The 16,186-nt window shown below is 38.2% G+C and carries 15 protein-coding genes; 6 read left to right on the forward strand and 9 right to left on the reverse strand.

Annotated features, from left to right (window positions below):
* Positions 1-58: 58 nt before the first annotated feature.
* Positions 59-808: a hypothetical protein gene (locus tag ABIB30_RS12300; RefSeq protein WP_354302410.1), complete on the reverse strand. Its 750-nt coding sequence runs from the start codon at positions 806-808 to the stop codon at positions 59-61.
* A gap of 39 nt (positions 809-847) precedes the next feature.
* Positions 848-1,717, reverse strand: coding sequence for a 1-aminocyclopropane-1-carboxylate deaminase/D-cysteine desulfhydrase (locus tag ABIB30_RS12305; protein ID WP_354302412.1), 870 nt, complete (start codon positions 1,715-1,717; stop codon positions 848-850).
* Between the two features lie 172 nt (positions 1,718-1,889).
* On the opposite strand from ABIB30_RS12305, the gene ABIB30_RS12310 reads away from it, so the two are divergent.
* Together ABIB30_RS12310 and ABIB30_RS12315 are read left to right on the forward strand one after the other, a co-directional pair.
* Positions 1,890-2,918, forward strand: coding sequence for an RluA family pseudouridine synthase (locus tag ABIB30_RS12310; RefSeq protein WP_354302414.1), 1,029 nt, complete (start codon positions 1,890-1,892; stop codon positions 2,916-2,918).
* Between the two features lie 7 nt (positions 2,919-2,925).
* Positions 2,926-3,765 carry an aminotransferase class IV gene (locus ABIB30_RS12315; protein WP_354302415.1) on the forward strand — a complete coding sequence of 280 codons (840 nt, stop codon included), beginning with the start codon at positions 2,926-2,928 and terminating at the stop codon, positions 3,763-3,765.
* Positions 3,766-3,773: 8 nt separating this feature from the next.
* Here the strand turns inward: ABIB30_RS12315 and fmt are convergent, their stop codons facing one another.
* The gene (gene fmt / locus ABIB30_RS12320; RefSeq protein WP_354302417.1) at positions 3,774-4,682 is read right to left on the reverse strand and encodes a methionyl-tRNA formyltransferase; all 909 of its coding nucleotides are present in this window, start codon (positions 4,680-4,682) and stop codon (positions 3,774-3,776) included.
* 114 nt (positions 4,683-4,796) lie between these two features.
* Here fmt and ABIB30_RS12325 point away from each other — a divergent pair, with 114 nt between their 5' ends.
* Positions 4,797-5,846: a DNA topoisomerase IB gene (locus ABIB30_RS12325; protein WP_354302419.1), complete on the forward strand. Its 1,050-nt coding sequence runs from the start codon at positions 4,797-4,799 to the stop codon at positions 5,844-5,846.
* 7 nt (positions 5,847-5,853) lie between these two features.
* Here the strand turns inward: ABIB30_RS12325 and ABIB30_RS12330 are convergent, their stop codons facing one another.
* On the reverse strand, positions 5,854-6,603 hold the full coding sequence (locus tag ABIB30_RS12330; protein ID WP_354302421.1) for a DeoR/GlpR family DNA-binding transcription regulator: 750 nt from the start codon (positions 6,601-6,603) through the stop codon (positions 5,854-5,856).
* A gap of 88 nt (positions 6,604-6,691) precedes the next feature.
* On the opposite strand from ABIB30_RS12330, the gene ABIB30_RS12335 reads away from it, so the two are divergent.
* Positions 6,692-7,243 carry a 5' nucleotidase, NT5C type gene (locus ABIB30_RS12335; RefSeq protein WP_354302422.1) on the forward strand — a complete coding sequence of 184 codons (552 nt, stop codon included), beginning with the start codon at positions 6,692-6,694 and terminating at the stop codon, positions 7,241-7,243.
* A 58-nt stretch (positions 7,244-7,301) separates the two neighbouring features.
* Here the strand turns inward: ABIB30_RS12335 and ABIB30_RS12340 are convergent, their stop codons facing one another.
* Positions 7,302-7,514 carry a hypothetical protein gene (locus ABIB30_RS12340; protein WP_068402877.1) on the reverse strand — a complete coding sequence of 71 codons (213 nt, stop codon included), beginning with the start codon at positions 7,512-7,514 and terminating at the stop codon, positions 7,302-7,304.
* A 17-nt stretch (positions 7,515-7,531) separates the two neighbouring features.
* On the reverse strand, positions 7,532-8,788 hold the full coding sequence (locus ABIB30_RS12345; protein WP_354302424.1) for an exo-beta-N-acetylmuramidase NamZ family protein: 1,257 nt from the start codon (positions 8,786-8,788) through the stop codon (positions 7,532-7,534).
* 105 nt (positions 8,789-8,893) lie between these two features.
* On the opposite strand from ABIB30_RS12345, the gene ABIB30_RS12350 reads away from it, so the two are divergent.
* The gene (locus ABIB30_RS12350; RefSeq protein WP_354302426.1) at positions 8,894-10,114 is read left to right on the forward strand and encodes an ABC transporter permease; all 1,221 of its coding nucleotides are present in this window, start codon (positions 8,894-8,896) and stop codon (positions 10,112-10,114) included.
* 75 nt (positions 10,115-10,189) lie between these two features.
* Here ABIB30_RS12350 and ABIB30_RS12355 read toward each other — a convergent pair whose 3' ends face one another.
* Positions 10,190-12,598: an alpha/beta hydrolase family protein gene (locus tag ABIB30_RS12355; protein WP_354302429.1), complete on the reverse strand. Its 2,409-nt coding sequence runs from the start codon at positions 12,596-12,598 to the stop codon at positions 10,190-10,192.
* 183 nt (positions 12,599-12,781) lie between these two features.
* On the opposite strand from ABIB30_RS12355, the gene ABIB30_RS12360 reads away from it, so the two are divergent.
* Positions 12,782-14,086 (forward strand): DEAD/DEAH box helicase, encoded by a 1,305-nt coding sequence (locus ABIB30_RS12360; protein ID WP_354302431.1) that lies wholly within the window; start codon positions 12,782-12,784, stop codon positions 14,084-14,086.
* A gap of 67 nt (positions 14,087-14,153) precedes the next feature.
* On the opposite strand, the gene mazG is transcribed toward ABIB30_RS12360, so the two are convergent.
* On the reverse strand, positions 14,154-14,960 hold the full coding sequence (gene mazG, locus ABIB30_RS12365; protein WP_354302433.1) for a nucleoside triphosphate pyrophosphohydrolase: 807 nt from the start codon (positions 14,958-14,960) through the stop codon (positions 14,154-14,156).
* Between the two features lie 86 nt (positions 14,961-15,046).
* Positions 15,047-16,159 carry an AI-2E family transporter gene (locus ABIB30_RS12370; protein ID WP_354302435.1) on the reverse strand — a complete coding sequence of 371 codons (1,113 nt, stop codon included), beginning with the start codon at positions 16,157-16,159 and terminating at the stop codon, positions 15,047-15,049.
* Positions 16,160-16,186: the final 27 nt, after the last annotated feature.

The following is a 16,186-nucleotide window of genomic DNA, read 5'->3' on the forward strand; positions in this document are numbered from 1 at the left end:
GACAAACCCGGGAAGTTATTTTGCGAAATTTTGTCTTTTAAATCCGGAAAATACAATATTAATTGCATTCATATTTCATATCTGAATCATATCCGACGGTGTACTTGGTAAGATAGTATATATTAATAATGTTGCCTTTGTCATCTTTTTTATAGGTGTAGTCCTGATAATAAGCGGGACCACGTACCGTAAGATCGGGTAAATTCTTTGAGGCTTTGCCGAAATAAGGCCTTAGAATTCCATTATAAAAGAGTGGTAATTCATTTTTGCCCTCATCAATGAAATTCTTTTGTGATAACTCATCCTTGTAAGATATTCTTAATACTTCTCTACCATTTTCAAGTGTAGATGTAAGATTTCCAGCTGTATAAAGATATTCACTTTTCAGATAAGTTTCTCCTTTCTTTAAAACTTCAATAGCAAGATATCCCTCTGGATTATAAATGTAATCTTTGATGTTAGTATTGTCAGAATAGGTTTCTTTTACAATTCTCCCACTAGCGTCTAATTGATAAGTTGTCGTGGTTCCATTAGCTTTTTTTAAAATGATCTGATCAGTTGAGTAACTATAAAGATTCAAAGAGTCACCATATTTGGCTGTTACTACCCTTGCTTTACTATCATAAGTATAATTGATTTTGCCTTTTGCTCCTGTACCAAGACCATCCAGGATAGTATAACTATTCTCTTTCAGTACACAGCCATCTACTTTTACCGGTGGTAATTCTATCTCGGGATCCTTATCATCTTTTTTGCAGGAAGCTATAAACAGTGCGGTGACTGAGATTAATAATAACAATTTTTTCATCTTTACTTTTCTTATAAAGATAATTAAATTAATCGATATTTAAAATAAGTTTTTCATTCCCATGATGCCGAGCAAACCTCCTGTATGCAAAGCAATGACTTTCTCTTCCTGAGCGAAATAATTTTTAAACCCCAGATCATTTATCGCAAAAAACATCTTCGCTGTATAAACGGGATCAATCAACATCCCGTGTTCAGCTGTAAAAACCTTAATAAAATCCAGTAACTCTGGTTTCGTTTTCGCATAGCCTCCAAAATGATATTCTGTATGTAAAATTAATCTTTCATCCGTAGCTACATAATGGCCTATTTCTTCCCTGATAAAGTCACCTCCCTTTAATACAGGGATCACATGGAGCTTCATTTTTAAGCCTGCTTTTTGAATTCCCTGTAATAAACCTGCAGCCGTTGTACCCGTTCCTGCTGCACAAAAAAGATGGTCTATATCTTTGGGAAGCTCGGCAATGATTTCTGCACATCCCAATGCTGCTTCAGCAGAAGCCCCGCCTTCATCAATAAAATAAGTATCAGCATGTTTTGCGGCATACTCAAGGTAACAAGCACGCTTATCTTTATAAGCCTCTCTGTCGATAAAAATCAGCTCCATTCCATATAAAGAACAAAGGACCAGCATTTCATTATTTACCTTTTCTCCCCTCACAAAAGCAGTTGCTTTTAATCCCGATCTCGCAGCTGCAGAAGCAGTAGCCACCAGGTGATTCGAATAAGCTCCGCCAAAAGTGACCAGATGATTTTTATTTTCAGTAGCAGCGGCCTTTAATATATACTTCAGTTTACGCCATTTATTCCCCGAAATATAAGGATCAATTAAATCATCCCTTTTGACCCATAGCCTGAATAAATGCGCATGTTTTAACTGTTGTAACGGGCTGTGTAAATCTGTAAACATGAACAAATTTAACGCGTTTGGCTTAAAATTAAACTATAAACAATTTTATCGGCTAAATTTCAACTTTTCTACAACTTAAAGATTAGTTTTGTAAAATGGAATTATTATAGGGTCTGCTCTCTTAAAGAGTACCAGGCTGTGTATTTGTCCATAAAATTTGATAAAATAAATAATGGAAAACAATAACAGCGGACTGGAATTAGAAGAGCAGGATTTATACGAACATTTTAATATTGTTGTAGACAAAGGGCAGTCCCTATTGCGAATAGATAAATTTTTGATGCACCGTATGGAAAATGCTTCAAGAAATCGTATCCAAAATGCGATTGAAGCAGGTAACGTACTGGTGAATAAAGCCACTATAAAAGCTAGCTATAAAGTTAAACCAGCCGATGAGATCTCGATCGTATTTCCTCACCCACCAAGAGATACTGAAGTTTATCCGGAAGACATCCCATTGGATATCGTCTATGAAGATGATGATTTACTTATTGTAAACAAGGTTGCAGGAATGGTTGTACACCCTGGATTTAACAATTATACAGGTACTTTGGTTAATGCGCTTGCATTCCATTTTGAATCCTTGCCACAATTACCCGGTAATGAAGGCAGGCCTGGACTAGTACACCGTATTGATAAGGATACTTCAGGATTGCTGATCATCAGTAAAAATGAAATTACGATGACTAAGCTGGCTAAACAATTTTTTGACCACAGTATTACCAGGAAATATCTGGCTTTAGCCTGGGGCGATATCAAAGAAAACGGTACAGTTTCCGGTTATATCGGCCGTAGTGCCAAAAATAGGATCGTCATGGATGTTTATGACGAAGAAGATAAAGGAAAGTGGTCAGTTACACATTACACTGTTTTAGAACGTTTAGGCTATGTAACTTTAATCAGCTGTCAGCTTGAAACAGGTCGTACACACCAGATCAGAGCTCACATGCAGCATATTGGTCACCCATTATTTAACGATGCGAATTACGGCGGAGATAAGATCCTTAAAGGAACGACGTTTACAAAGTATAAACAATATGTAGCCAACTGCTTTGAGATGTTACCGCGACAAGCTTTACATGCACAGACTCTAGGTTTTATACACCCAACCACTAAGGAATATATGGAGTTTGAAGCACCATTACCTCCGGATTTTGATTCTGTACTTAACAAATGGAGAAACTACATCGCACAGCCATAAAAATTTAATGCAACAAGAATATATTTTACATAACGATCAATTCATTGCGATAGACCAAGCTATCCTGACAGCCAGTAACAGAGGCTTCAGGTATGGCGACGGGCTGTTTGAATCTATGCGCATGTCTGGCGGTAAACTGAAGTTTGCTGAACTGCATGCTGATCGTTTACAAGCGGGCATGAATGCATTGAAAATGGAAGGAGGGATTCTATTTGATGATTATTTCCTTAAACAGAAAACTGCTGAGCTTTGTAAACGCAATAAACTAAAAGATAATGTGAGGTTTCGCTTGTCTGTTTACCGGGATGGTGAAGGGTTGTATACACCTGATGGTAACAAATCAGGATATGTACTGGAAGCGGGCCCGCTTGCTGCGGGAGGTTATGAACTGAATAAAAAGGGACTGATCATCAATGTTTACGATGAGATCACTAAACCGATTAATAAACTTTCCACTTATAAGACCAGTAACTCGTTACTTTATGTGATGGCCGGTTTATATAAACAACAAAACCGGCTGGATGAAGCTTTTATCTTAAACCAGCACGGCTTTCTTTGTGAAAGTATCAGTTCCAATGTTTTTGTGATTTACGATAAGCAGATTTATACACCAGCGCTTTCTGAAGGATGTATTGCCGGGGTAATGCGTAACGTAGTTATGAAAGTGGCTAAAACCAACCAGATTCCTGTAATAGAAGCACAAATTAATCCTGAAGTCTTAAATGAGGCAGACGAGGTGTTTATTACCAACGCTACATCCGGTATACGCTGGGTGATGGGGTATGGTAAAAAACGATATTTTAATGAAATCACCAAGTCTTTAAGTTCTTTACTCAATGCGTTATAGCTATTCAGCTATAAACGCATTCCTCTTAAAAATTCATCGGCCATCATTCTTTTTTTACCCTCATACTGTACATCCAGTAAAGAAATATAACCATCCTGAGCCGCAAACTTTAAATAGCTTTTACCATCAGTTATAAACATACCAGGACTCACTGAAGGTGTTATTTCTTCAAATGTTGCTTTAAAAATCTTGATCGTCTTTTCATTTAATTCTGCAAACGCAGTAGGGTACGGACTTAGCCCCCTAATCAGGTTATAGATTGTTTTTGCAGAATTATTCCAATCCACTTTACAGAACTCCTTGAATATTTTAGGCGCATGTTTCAGTTCAGCAGAAAAAATCTGAGGCTGTTCTTTATAGTCATTGGCTTCAATTGCTTTTACTGTTTTAACCAATAAACCAGCACCAGCTTCCATCAGATGATCGTGCAAATCGCCAGCTGTATCGTCTTCAGCGATAGGTACAGTCTCTGAGAAAATAACGTCTCCGGTATCAATTTCATGTTTCAGGAAAAACGTGGTCACTCCACTTTCTTTTTCTCCATTAATGATTGCATGATTAATTGGCGCGGCACCGCGGTACTGTGGTAAAAGAGAACCGTGCAAATTAATTGTTCCTTTAGCAGGCATATTCCATACTACTTCAGGTAACATACGGAAAGCAACGACAACGTGCAGATCTGCATTTAAAGCTTTCAGCTCTTCGATGAAATCAGGATCTTTTAATTTTAGTGGCTGCAATACTTTTAAACCTTTTTCTACAGCATATTTTTTAACCGCACTTTCCTGTAATTTCTGTCCTCTTCCTGCTGGTTTATCCGCTGCGGTAACGACTCCCACGATATCAAATCCGGCTTCTGCTAAAGCATTTAAAGAAGCAACGGCAAAATCGGGCGTTCCCATGAAAACTATTTTCATATGTGTTTGTTTGGTTTATTCGTGATCAAATTATTGTAAGGCCAGGATGGTTAAGCATCCTAGCTTTCTTTAGCAAAATAACTAAAAATTTAACGCATATTTTGTTTAATCTATATGGTTCAGACTTCAGAAGAAATTAAAGAAATTGGTTTGGTATATGTTACTGACAGTATGCCTGGTCTTTACCGTAAAGGAAAACCTGGAAAGTTTTATTACGAAGACCATAGCGGTCAGCGGGTAAAAGATGAAGCGCAGCTGGAAAGAATTAAAGCATTGGTATTACCACCTGCCTGGACTGAGGTCTGGATTGCAGCAAAAAAGAATGCTTATTTGCAAGCAACCGGAATGGATGTCGCAAAACGAAAACAATACCGTTACCATACCAAATGGACTTCCCGCAGATCTGATCTCAAATATTACCGGTTACTGGAGTTCGGGAAAGCTTTGCCACAAGCCAGGAAGAGAATCGCAAAAGACCTGAAGAGACCTGTGTACGATGAACAGAAGGTTTTGGCTATCTGTGTACAACTCATGCAAAAGACACTCATTCGCGTTGGCAATGAGGCTTACGCGCAACTTTATGGGAGCTATGGTTTGTCTACACTAAGAAATAAACACGCTAAAATAAATGGAAATGTGCTCCAATTGAAATTTGTAGGTAAAAAAGGGGTAAAGCAAGAAGTTGCCCTTAATGATAAAAACCTCGCCAAAATGGTCAAAAGCTGTATGGAGATTCCTGGACAAGACTTGTTCCAATATTATACAGCTGATTCAGAACGCAGGGCGATAGATTCAGGAATGATTAACAATTATATCAAAGAGATTACCGGAAGTGATTTTACAGCTAAAGATTTTCGTACCTGGGGTGGAACACTAGAAGCTTTAAGGCAGCTGGCCATTTGTACAGGCAATGTGGAAGAAGAACGGCCTAAGAAAAAGATTATTACCGAAGTTATGAAGTGTGTAGCCAGTAAATTAGGCAATACGCCTGCTGTCTGCAAAAGTTCCTACGTATATCCTCTGCTGATCGAAGCTTTTGAACAGGATCAGTTGTTAAAATATATGAAGAAAATACATACAACCAGGCCTGATACTATTCAGGCTATGGAAAATGATGAAAAAGTCCTGATGCGGTTCCTCAAAGCAGTTCAAAAGAAATTATAGCTGGATTTTATTCTAATCTGATGCCCAGATCACGATAGCTTTTAAGGTTTTCATGGTCAGGATCCGTGTCTGTAATAATGATGTCAAGGTCACTTGTACTAGTGATATAATAGGGCTCTGTGGTATCTAGCTTTTCAAATGTAGCAATCGCGATCACTTGTTTGGAAGTTTCCACCATGGCCTTTTTAATCTGGCAGTCTTCATAACTTATGCCTGTAACTCCTGAAATCAGGTCAATACTGCATATTCCAAGAAAACAGATGTCCGGGCGAATACCCCGGATAGTTTGTATGACTTCAAAACCTGTGGTAGAAAAAGATGATTTATTTAATCGGCCACCTAGAAAAATAACTTCAATAAAAGGGTGATCTTCCAGTACAGTAGCTACTGGAAAGCTATTGGTGACTACTGTAATTTGCAGGTCTCTGGGTAAATGTGTTGCAATAGCCAGTACAGAAGTACCTGAATCAAATAAAACAACCTGTCCATTTTTGATTAGTTTTATTGCTTTTTGTGCGATGATTTCTTTATGAGATACGTCATAATGTTCTCTTTCCCTGAAATGCTGGGGTATAGGAGAACGGGAAATAGCTCCGCCACGTACTGCTTTTAATAGTCCCTGATCTGATAATTCTTTAATATCGCGTCTTACGGTATCTTCAGATACCTCTAATAGCGTACTTAAATCCCCTAAAAGTACTTTTCGTTCTTTACGGATATGCTCAATAATAAGTTGTAATCTTTCGGCCTTAATCATCTTAGTTGCAAAGATACAAATAAAAACTATTGTATTGTTGCAATATATTGCAACTTATTGCTATATTTGTTGCAATATATTACGAACTATGAATAGAGACAGAAAAACAATAGCCATCGATATGGATGGAGTAATTGCCGATACAGAAGCACAGTTTATGGATTGGTATGAAAAGGAACACGGGATACGGGTTCCACGAGAAGAAAGACTAGGTGTGCCGGAGCCGGATGGATTTCCTGATAAGACTGCTATCAGAAGATATGTTTATACTCCGGGATTTTTCAGGACGATTCCCGTAATGCCAGGAGCAATTGAGGCAGTGAAAACTTTAATGGAAGCTTATGAGGTTTTCATTGTATCTGCTGCAACAGAATTTCCGCAATGTTTATCAGAGAAGCTGGAATGGTTAAATGAATATTTTCCTTTTATCAGCTGGACAAACATCGTTTTGTGTGGTGACAAGAGTATTATTGATACAGATTACCTGATTGATGATCATTGTAAGAATCTTGACTTTTGTAAAGGAAAGCCTATCATGTTTAACGGATCACATAATGTAAATCAGTTACACCATACACGGGTAATGAATTGGGATGAAGTATTGGATTTGTTTGCGCAAGAAAAGCTATCAGCAGTATAAATCCATTTGATGTACCAGAATAAAGATAAACCTCCTCCCAATTTGGGAAGAGATTTCTTTATGCGTCTTTTTTAGGGGCCTTCTTTATAGATTCAACAGGTTGTTCTTCCCGCTCTCTCTTTTTTGCTGGATTTTTAAACTGAGGTTCATCTTTAGTATAATCTTCGTCCTCTGGTTTTTTTACCGCTTTATTTCCTTCATCAACCTCAGGAATAGGTTCCTGAAAGTTGCTGCTTGGTTTTTCGTTTTTTCTTTTGGGGTCCTTGTTCATCGCTGATCAGTTTAAGGTTAAGGATACAGCAAGTATTTCTTGCGCATCTTTTTATACTGACTTAATCCTGGTTCCCAGCTTGCCCTGATTTCTTTTTCAGATTTGCCTGCAATAATTTGCTCCTTTAAGCTATAAACACCAGCGAGCTTATCAAAATTATTCATTTGCTTGCTGAGCTTGAAGTTGAAAAAATCTGCTTTATCCGGATAAGCCTGGTACAATTCAATAAGCCACTTTAGGTTTAACACCTTATCCTTCCTAAGGTTTGAAATATTATAATTTCTCAGGTCCAGACCGTAGCATTCCTGGTTTTGATGTAAAGGAGTTTCTGCCATTCCTTTGATACTTTTCGGCGTGAAAGAAAAGCTATATTTTCCTTTCAGTGCCGGCGCACCTAAAACTGTAAACGGAAACAGTGTACCACGGCCCTGGCTCAAGTATGTTCCTTCAAAAAGGCATAACGTAGGGTAAAGTAGAATAGATTGCTGTGTATTTAGATTAGGAGAAGGCTTAACAGGTAAATCATAAGGCATATCGTGGTTGTAATTGGCGACTTTAATAATCGTGATTTTACATTGCACTTTATTTTTCAGCCAGGCTTCCCCATTTAACATTTGTGCATATTCTCCAACGGTCAGTCCATGAACAATTGGAATTGGTTTTAATCCGATACCAGATATCAGTCTGGAATCCAGAATCGGGCCGTCAATATAAAAACCATTGGGATTTGGCCTGTCCAGAATGAGCAGTTCTTTTTTATTTTCTGCGCAAGACTGCATCACATATTGCAAGGTATTGATATAAGTATAGAAACGTACACCTACATCCTGAATATCAAATACCATGATATCAACATCGGCTAAATCGGCCGGGGTAGGAATTTCATGTTTACCATATAAGGAGATTGCTTTAATTCCTGTTTTCTGATCTATTGCATCATCTACTTTGATTCCTGCACTGGCATCGCCTCTGAAACCGTGCTCAGGCCCAAAGATTTTGACAATATTTACACCACGTTTTAAGAGACTGTCTACAGATGTAATCTCATTAATGACGGAAGTTGGGTTAACTACCATTCCAACTCGTTTTCCTTTAAGCAGTGGCAAGTATTTTTCAGTTTGTGCAGCTCCGGTCAGGATTTCATGGCTTTCAGTTTTCCGTACTACTGACTTCAGGCTGGAACTATCGCTCTCTGTCACTTTAGCATTAGCACAGGCTTGCAGGCTAAGCATAGCCAGGCAAACCGGGAGTATTATTGAGGAAGTTAGTTTCATAAGACCTTTTTTTACTTATTATGGTTGAATTCAAAATCAAATAACCATTTTTGCTATTGTCTGTTTTTGTTTAACCAGGCCCTAAGTTACAGTTTATTAAAAATTTTGAATACAGAATATTTCATAGCCAGGCGAATTGCCATTAAATCAGAACGTACATTTTCTAAGCTAATCGTCCGTATTGCTATTGCGGGGGTTATGCTGAGTCTTGCCGTTATGATGTTGTCGGTTGCCATTATTAAAGGCTTTAAAACAGAAATACAAGAAAAAGTAAGAGGATTTGTTGGGGACGTAAGGATTTTTAAACTCGATTTAAACAATTCCTTTGAACTCACGCCTTTTGTCCCTACGGCCAAAACTTTAACCGATCTGGAACAAAATAAGGATATTGCTTATTTTCAGTCTTATGCTACAAAACCAGCTATCATTTCGGCGAACGATGAAGTAGAAGGGATTAACTTTAAAGGGATAGAGCGTAATTTTAACTGGGATTATATCAAGAAACATTTGGTTAGCGGCAGGATCATGGACTTTTCCGACAGTACTAAAGCGACTAAAGAAATCCTGATCTCTTCTTTCACTGCCAACCGGCTTAAACTTAAAACCGGAGATAGCTTTATCATGTATTTCGTGCAAAATCCTCCGCGTAAGCGTCCATTTAAGATTGTCGGGATTTATGATATCGGAGTAGAGGAGATTGATAAAAGTTTTGTGCTGGGTGACATTAATATAATCAGGCGTTTAAATAACTGGCAGCCTAATGAGATTGGCGCGATTGAAATCAAGCTTAAAGACTTCTCTCGTCTGCAGCCTGCCTCAGATAAGATTTATTCTTCTATGGAGATTAATCTTAAATCGGAATCCGTCAAAGAATACTTTCCGAATATCTTCACGTGGTTATCGTTATTGGATGTGAATACCAGGGTATTACTTGTTTTAATGATGATTGTTGGAGTAATTAATATGATTACAGCCCTGCTGATCATGATTTTGGAAAGAACTAATATGATTGGGATGTTAAAAGCTTTTGGAATGACTGATTATAGTGTAATGAAGGTCTTTTTATACAATGCTTTATACCTGGTTGGAGTAGGCTTGATACTTGGGAACATCCTGGGTTTAGGTTTGGGCTTTTTACAGCAATATACGCATGTATTCAGGCTGAATCAGGGATCTTATTATTTATCTTACGTACCAATAGAATTCCATTTTATTGATGTACTGCTTCTTAATCTCGCTATAATTGTAATTTGTTTCGTGGTATTGATCCTGCCGTCGTTACTGGTTAGCAGAATATCTCCGCTAAAAGCAATACGTTTTAAATAAAAAGCTGCATTTTGATATAAAAAAAAGGTTGCACCGAAAGATGCAACCTTTTTTTTAAAGGGCTATTTATCTGCTTTACTTTGCGTTTTTCACATATTTATCTAACCAGGAATTCATCTCCCACAGGCAGTGCAAAATGTTTTCTTTACCACGATAACCGTGTGCTTCATAAGGTAAGAAGACCAATCTTGTTGTTCCTCCATGACCTTTGATCGCATTAAATAAACGCTCACTGTTAATTGGGAAAGTACCTGTATTATCATCAGAGTCTCCATGAATCAGTAACAGTGGAGTTTTGATCTTATCCGCATAGCTGAAAGGGCTCATTTCATAATATAATTGTGGAACTTGCCAATAAGTACGGTCTTCATTCTGGAATCCAAAAGGAGTCAGCGTTCTGTTATAAGCACCGCTGCGGGCAATACCAGCTTTAAACAGATTGGTATGCGCTAATAGATTTGCAGTCATAAATGCGCCATAACTATGTCCGCCTACTGCCATTCTGTTCCTATCTCCAACACCAAGATCAGCAAGTTTATTGATCGCAGCTTCTGCATTTAATTTTAACTGCTCAACAAATGTATCGTTCGGTTTTTTTCCTTCTCTGGCTACAATTGGCATTTCTGCATTGTCAAGCACTGCATATCCTTGTGTAACCCAGTAAATTGGAGAACCCCAGCTTAACATCGTGAAACGGTCCTTGGAACCTCTGATTTGCGCTGCATCAGCCGCAGAATTAAATTCGCGAGGATAAGCCCAGATCAATGTAGGTAATGGACCATCTTTAGCCTTGTCATAACCTTTTGGTAAATATAAATTACCAGTCAGATCTATACCGTCAGCACGCTTGTATGTGATTTTTTCTTTAGTAGTTCCTTCCAGACCCGGGTATGGATTGGTAAAATCAGTTACCGGTCTGTCTGCTATTCTAAGTACCAGGTTTTTAATGTAATAGTTAGGCACATCTTTTTGCGACTCTTTTCTGGTTAACAACACCAATTTATCGGCGTCCAGGACATCTGCCACATATTCATAAGAACCTTCTGCACTGCGCCAGATAATCTCGTTCTTTTTAGAAGCCAGGTCAAATTTTGCCAGGAAAGGTAAATCTCCTTTTGGAGACGAGCCTGTCATATTGTTCATTAATAACTTGGTCCCGTTATCTACAGTTTGTACAACCTGACGGCCAAGTGTATTCTTTTCTGTAACTGGATTACCAGGATTATTGTAATTATCAGTCTCATTTAATTCATACAAAGTCTCTATTGTTCCAGTTGTTGGGTTATAGCGACTTAGTTTGATGGTTTGTTTACCACGAAGTTCTTCCTTAACCAAGGCAAGAGTCCCATTTCCCCAGATCGTTTCACGGTAACGTGTAACTGTTTTAAAAAGCTCTTTGGCCTCACCAGAGAATGGTGCGCTTAACGCATAGATCGCATCATGAAATGGGACTTGCTTTTTGATCAGTCCGCTGTCTAATGGCTGTGCCCATGTGATCGTTGCTGCCTGGTCTGCTCTCCAATCATAACCGCGGGGAACATTCTGTGTATTGTCATTTCCGGATGGCGTACTCTCTTTAGAAGGTAATTCTGCCAGAACTTTAATCGATTTACCAGACAGGTCCGTGATTTTAACAATAGTAGGGAAACCATAAGCAGGTACCAGGTAAGAGAAAGGCTTGCTGATTGTTTCTTGCAACAGATATTTTTTGTCTGGAGAAACATTGACATCAGCATACATCGCTGGCTGGCCGATTAAAGTTTGTGTGCCATTTTTATATTGAACCAATTGAGAAGTTGCAAAGAACTCGAATAATTGCTCGTCAAATGGAGTTTTAATTAAATCCTGATAGGTTGGGTTTGGTGCAGCCTTGCCAACATTCTGTTGTATAGATGGGCCTTTAGGCAGTAATGGTTTAACCGGAATTGCACTGGCTGGCTTTGTAGCTACCCGGTATAAAACGGTCTGATCATCTACCCAGGTAATTCCACCACCTAAAGTTACATTTAAAGGTTGTTGATTAATTTTAACCGCTTTTAAGGTTGCGATATCAATGATATATAAATCAACGCCTTTTTGAGTGGTCTGTGTGAATGAAATTTTATTTTGTGAAGGATTCCACGCTGCGTTGGCTGCAGCTAATGGAGCAGGAAGGCCATTAATTTTGGCAATTTTCCCTGTTTTAATATTTTTCAGCGTCAAGTCGTTAATAAATGTCTGTCTGCTTGGAGAGAAATTATTAGGGTTGATGCGTAATCCTGCGATGCGGAATTCTGGCATTGCCAATTCTTCTACAGAAGGGTATGAGTTTCTGGTGCTGAGCAGCATCCATTCTGCTTTACTGTCAAGACTCACTGTAGGTGTGGGTTTGGCTAATAAAAGATCGGTAATTGCTTGAGGTGGCAGTTGGTAATTGACCGCATCTTGTGCAAATACGCCTGTGGCAGCCGTAAATAAAAATAAGGTCAGTAATGATTTCTTCATATTGATGGGAATTTGTTAATCTGGTAAAACTACAAAAAGCAGTCACCTGATCCGCTTTTATCGTATCAAAATATTGATACAATAGCAATTTAAATCTGATATTTTACGGTTTCGTACAGATCATAACAGATATTGTGCTTATTTCCGTAAATTTGGCGAAATATCAATTTTAACTGAAATACTGTGTCGTTAGATAAATTAAAACTAAGTAAGCCCCTGATTACAGCAATGACTGATGCAGGGTACTTAACTCCCAAAGAAATCCAGGCGAAAACTATGTCTAGAATTCTGGGTGGACAAGATATACTTGCTGTAGGTCCGGAAGGATCAGGTAAAACAACAGCCTATATCCTTGGCGTTTTAATGCGTTTGAAGTATACGAAAGATGATGCGCCAAAAGTATTAATATTAGTGGCGGATAAGGATCGCGCAATTGCTGTAATTGATCAGTTTATTTCGTTAAGTAAAAACAGAGACCTGAATATTGTTGGTCTTTATGGTACGGGTGGGGTAGAGGCTGAAGTTAATGAGTTGGTTTTAGGGATCGATATTGTTGTCGCTACACCAACCAGAGCAAGAGCTATCTATTTGAAACTGGGTTTGAACTTAAGTAAACTTCAAACTTTCATTGTAGATGATGCCGCATTGATTGTACAACAGGGAATGCAGTTGCCTGTTTGTGAACTAGCAAGAAGTGCTGGTAAATGTCAGCATTTGGTTTTCACAGAGGTTATCCATGAAAAATTAACAAAAATGACGGATCAGTTCCTGAATTTCCCTACAGTAATTGAAGTAGAGGATTTTGGGGATTCAAAAACTGAGACCGTTACACAAGTACTTTACCAGGTCCCGAATTATAAGACTAAGATAAATCTGCTGCGTCATTTATTACGTGATGATGAAGTATTCAATAAGGTAGTAGTTTTTGTGAATTCAAGACTTACTGCACAGAAGGTGGCTATCAGTATCTCTAGCCCTAAAGAAATGGAATTCTCTATGTTCAGGCCATTACATTTTGATGAAAATGGTTTTGACGATTTTGAAGATTTCAAACAGAGTGAAGAAGCAAGGGTACTTGTAGTAGCCAATCAGGGTGAAGGTCCTTTAAATTTAGATGGCATTCCATTTATCTTCCACTTTGACGTACCTGAAGAAAAGGAAACTTTCTTAAGCCGTATTATTAAAAACAAAGAAAATCCTGAAGAGGTAGTCGCTATTACATTTGCGACAGATATGGAGCTTGTTCAAGTGAAAAAGATTGAGCAGTCAATTGGTCAGAAGCTTGAATTAATGGAGTTACCAGAAGAGCTTTTAATAGAAAAAGCACTGAGACCAAAAGGGTTTGATAAAAACCGCGTGGTCAAGGTCAAAGCTGAAGAACCTGCTGGTGGCGGAGCTTACCATGAGAAAAAAGAAAGCAATTCAAAGAATTATAATTATGGTATCGGCCAGAAGGCAAAGATGACCATGAAGAAAAAACATTCTTAATCCTATACAAAATAAGGGGCCTGTTCATGAAAACAGGCCCCTTATTTTTGCAATAATATCAGGTTATTTATAACTTCTTAGCTTCGTTCCAGTACACATCCATTTCTGCTAAAGTCATATCCTGCAGAGCCTGGCCATTATCTTTTGCTTTGCTTTCTATATATTGGAAACGCTTAATGAATTTTCTGTTTGTTTTCTCTAACGCATTTTCAGGATTGATGCCAATAAATCTTGCATAATTGACCAATGAGAAAATAAGGTCCCCAAACTCTGATTCCGCTTTTTCAATATCTATCGCTTCGTTGTCAACGACATTGTATTCATTTTTAAATTCCTGAAGTTCTTCTTCTACCTTTTCCCAAACCTGAGTTTTATTCTCCCAGTCAAAACCGATTCCTCTAGCTTTTTCCTGAATTCTGCTGGCCTTTACCAAAGCAGGAAGCGAAGCGGGAACACCGCCCAATACTGACTTGTTGCCTTCCTTTAACTTAATTTGTTCCCAATTGCGTTTGACATCATTTTCATCCTTTACTTCCACATCACCATAAATATGAGGATGGCGGTTGATCAGTTTATCGCAAACACTATTCAATACATCTACTATGGTGAAATCATTTGTTTCCGAAGCAATTTTTGCGTAGAAAACCAGGTGCATCATTACATCCCCTAACTCCTTTTTAACCTCAGTTAAATCACCATCCAGAATCGCATCAGACAGCTCATAGGTTTCCTCAATTGTGAGGTGACGTAAAGTTTCCATAGTTTGCTTTCTGTCCCATGGACATTCCGTTCTTAAGGTATCAAGTACAGTTAATAACCTTTGAAACGCAGAAGAAGGATCAGCTGCGGTAATAGGAGGGATATTGTTTGGCATAGGATTTTCTTTAATATAAGCGCTAAAATAATAAACCCATTCTATTTAAAAGAATGGGTTTATTTTAAAAAGATGCTGTAATCCTGTTACTCAGGTTCTTCCAATTTTATTTTCTTTGTAATGCGGTATACCTTTCGTTTCCGCTCCGGTTTTTCCTGCTCACCTAATAAAACACCCCATGGCTTTAGCTCTTCTACACGGTCAAAGATGATTTTCAACATAGCCAGGTAAGGAATACATAGAAACATTCCTGAAATGCCCCATAACATTTCGCCAACAACGATTCCGATAAAAGCAAATAAAGCATTGATTTTTACTTTCGAGCCTACTACCAGCGGCATCAGAATATTGCCATCCAATGTATGTATAGCTACATAGGCGATAAGAACAAACAAAACTTTAGCAGCACCAGCTGTTGCAAAAGTAATCAGCACACTGATGAGTAAAGAAGAGAAAATCCCGATATAAGGTACCAGGTTGAAAATACCCGTAATCAAACCTAAAAGGACCGCATACTTTACGCCTAATAATGACAATACGACAATCGTCAATGTCGTCACGATCAGCATTTGAAGGAATAATCCTAAAATATAACGCTTAATAATGTACTGAATTTGCTCCACTATTTGTTTAACCTTCTCTGCATGTTCCTCTTTAAAAACAGTAATCAGGAAAGTAAACAAGATACGACGGTAATTCAAAATGAAGAAAGTGAACAATAAAAGAAAAGCCAGAAACAATAAAGTTGAAGATAGCGTCATTAATGTGGCACCTAAAACAGTAGCACTGGAAGCTAATGCACTGGTTGCACTATCTTTTAAATAATCAATTTGTTTATGTGCATTGACATTAAAAGTATGGGACACCCACACTTGCAAAGATTCAAATGAATGTACCGCTTGTTGCTTCAATAAAGGCCAGTCCTGACCTAAATCGGTGAGCTGGCTCGCCAGGAAGAGCATAATGCAGGTAATAACCGCAATCATGAGGATAACCGATACAATAGAGGCCAGACTTCTTTTAAACCTCCATTTCCGCTCCAGGAAATTTGCCAGTGGTAATAATAAAAGCGCTAATAAAAAAGAAGCCAGTAACGGTGCCAGCAGGCTATGGCCTAAAATAGCCAGATACCCAAGGCAGATAATTGAAAATAAAACCAAAGCAAGTTTGGCGTAAAATGGAGGGGAGATGTTTTTCATGCTTAGGTGAATTTAATAATAAAGTCT

This window comes from Pedobacter sp. UYP1 (assembly GCF_040547305.1).
GTDB lineage: Bacteria > Bacteroidota > Bacteroidia > Sphingobacteriales > Sphingobacteriaceae > Pedobacter.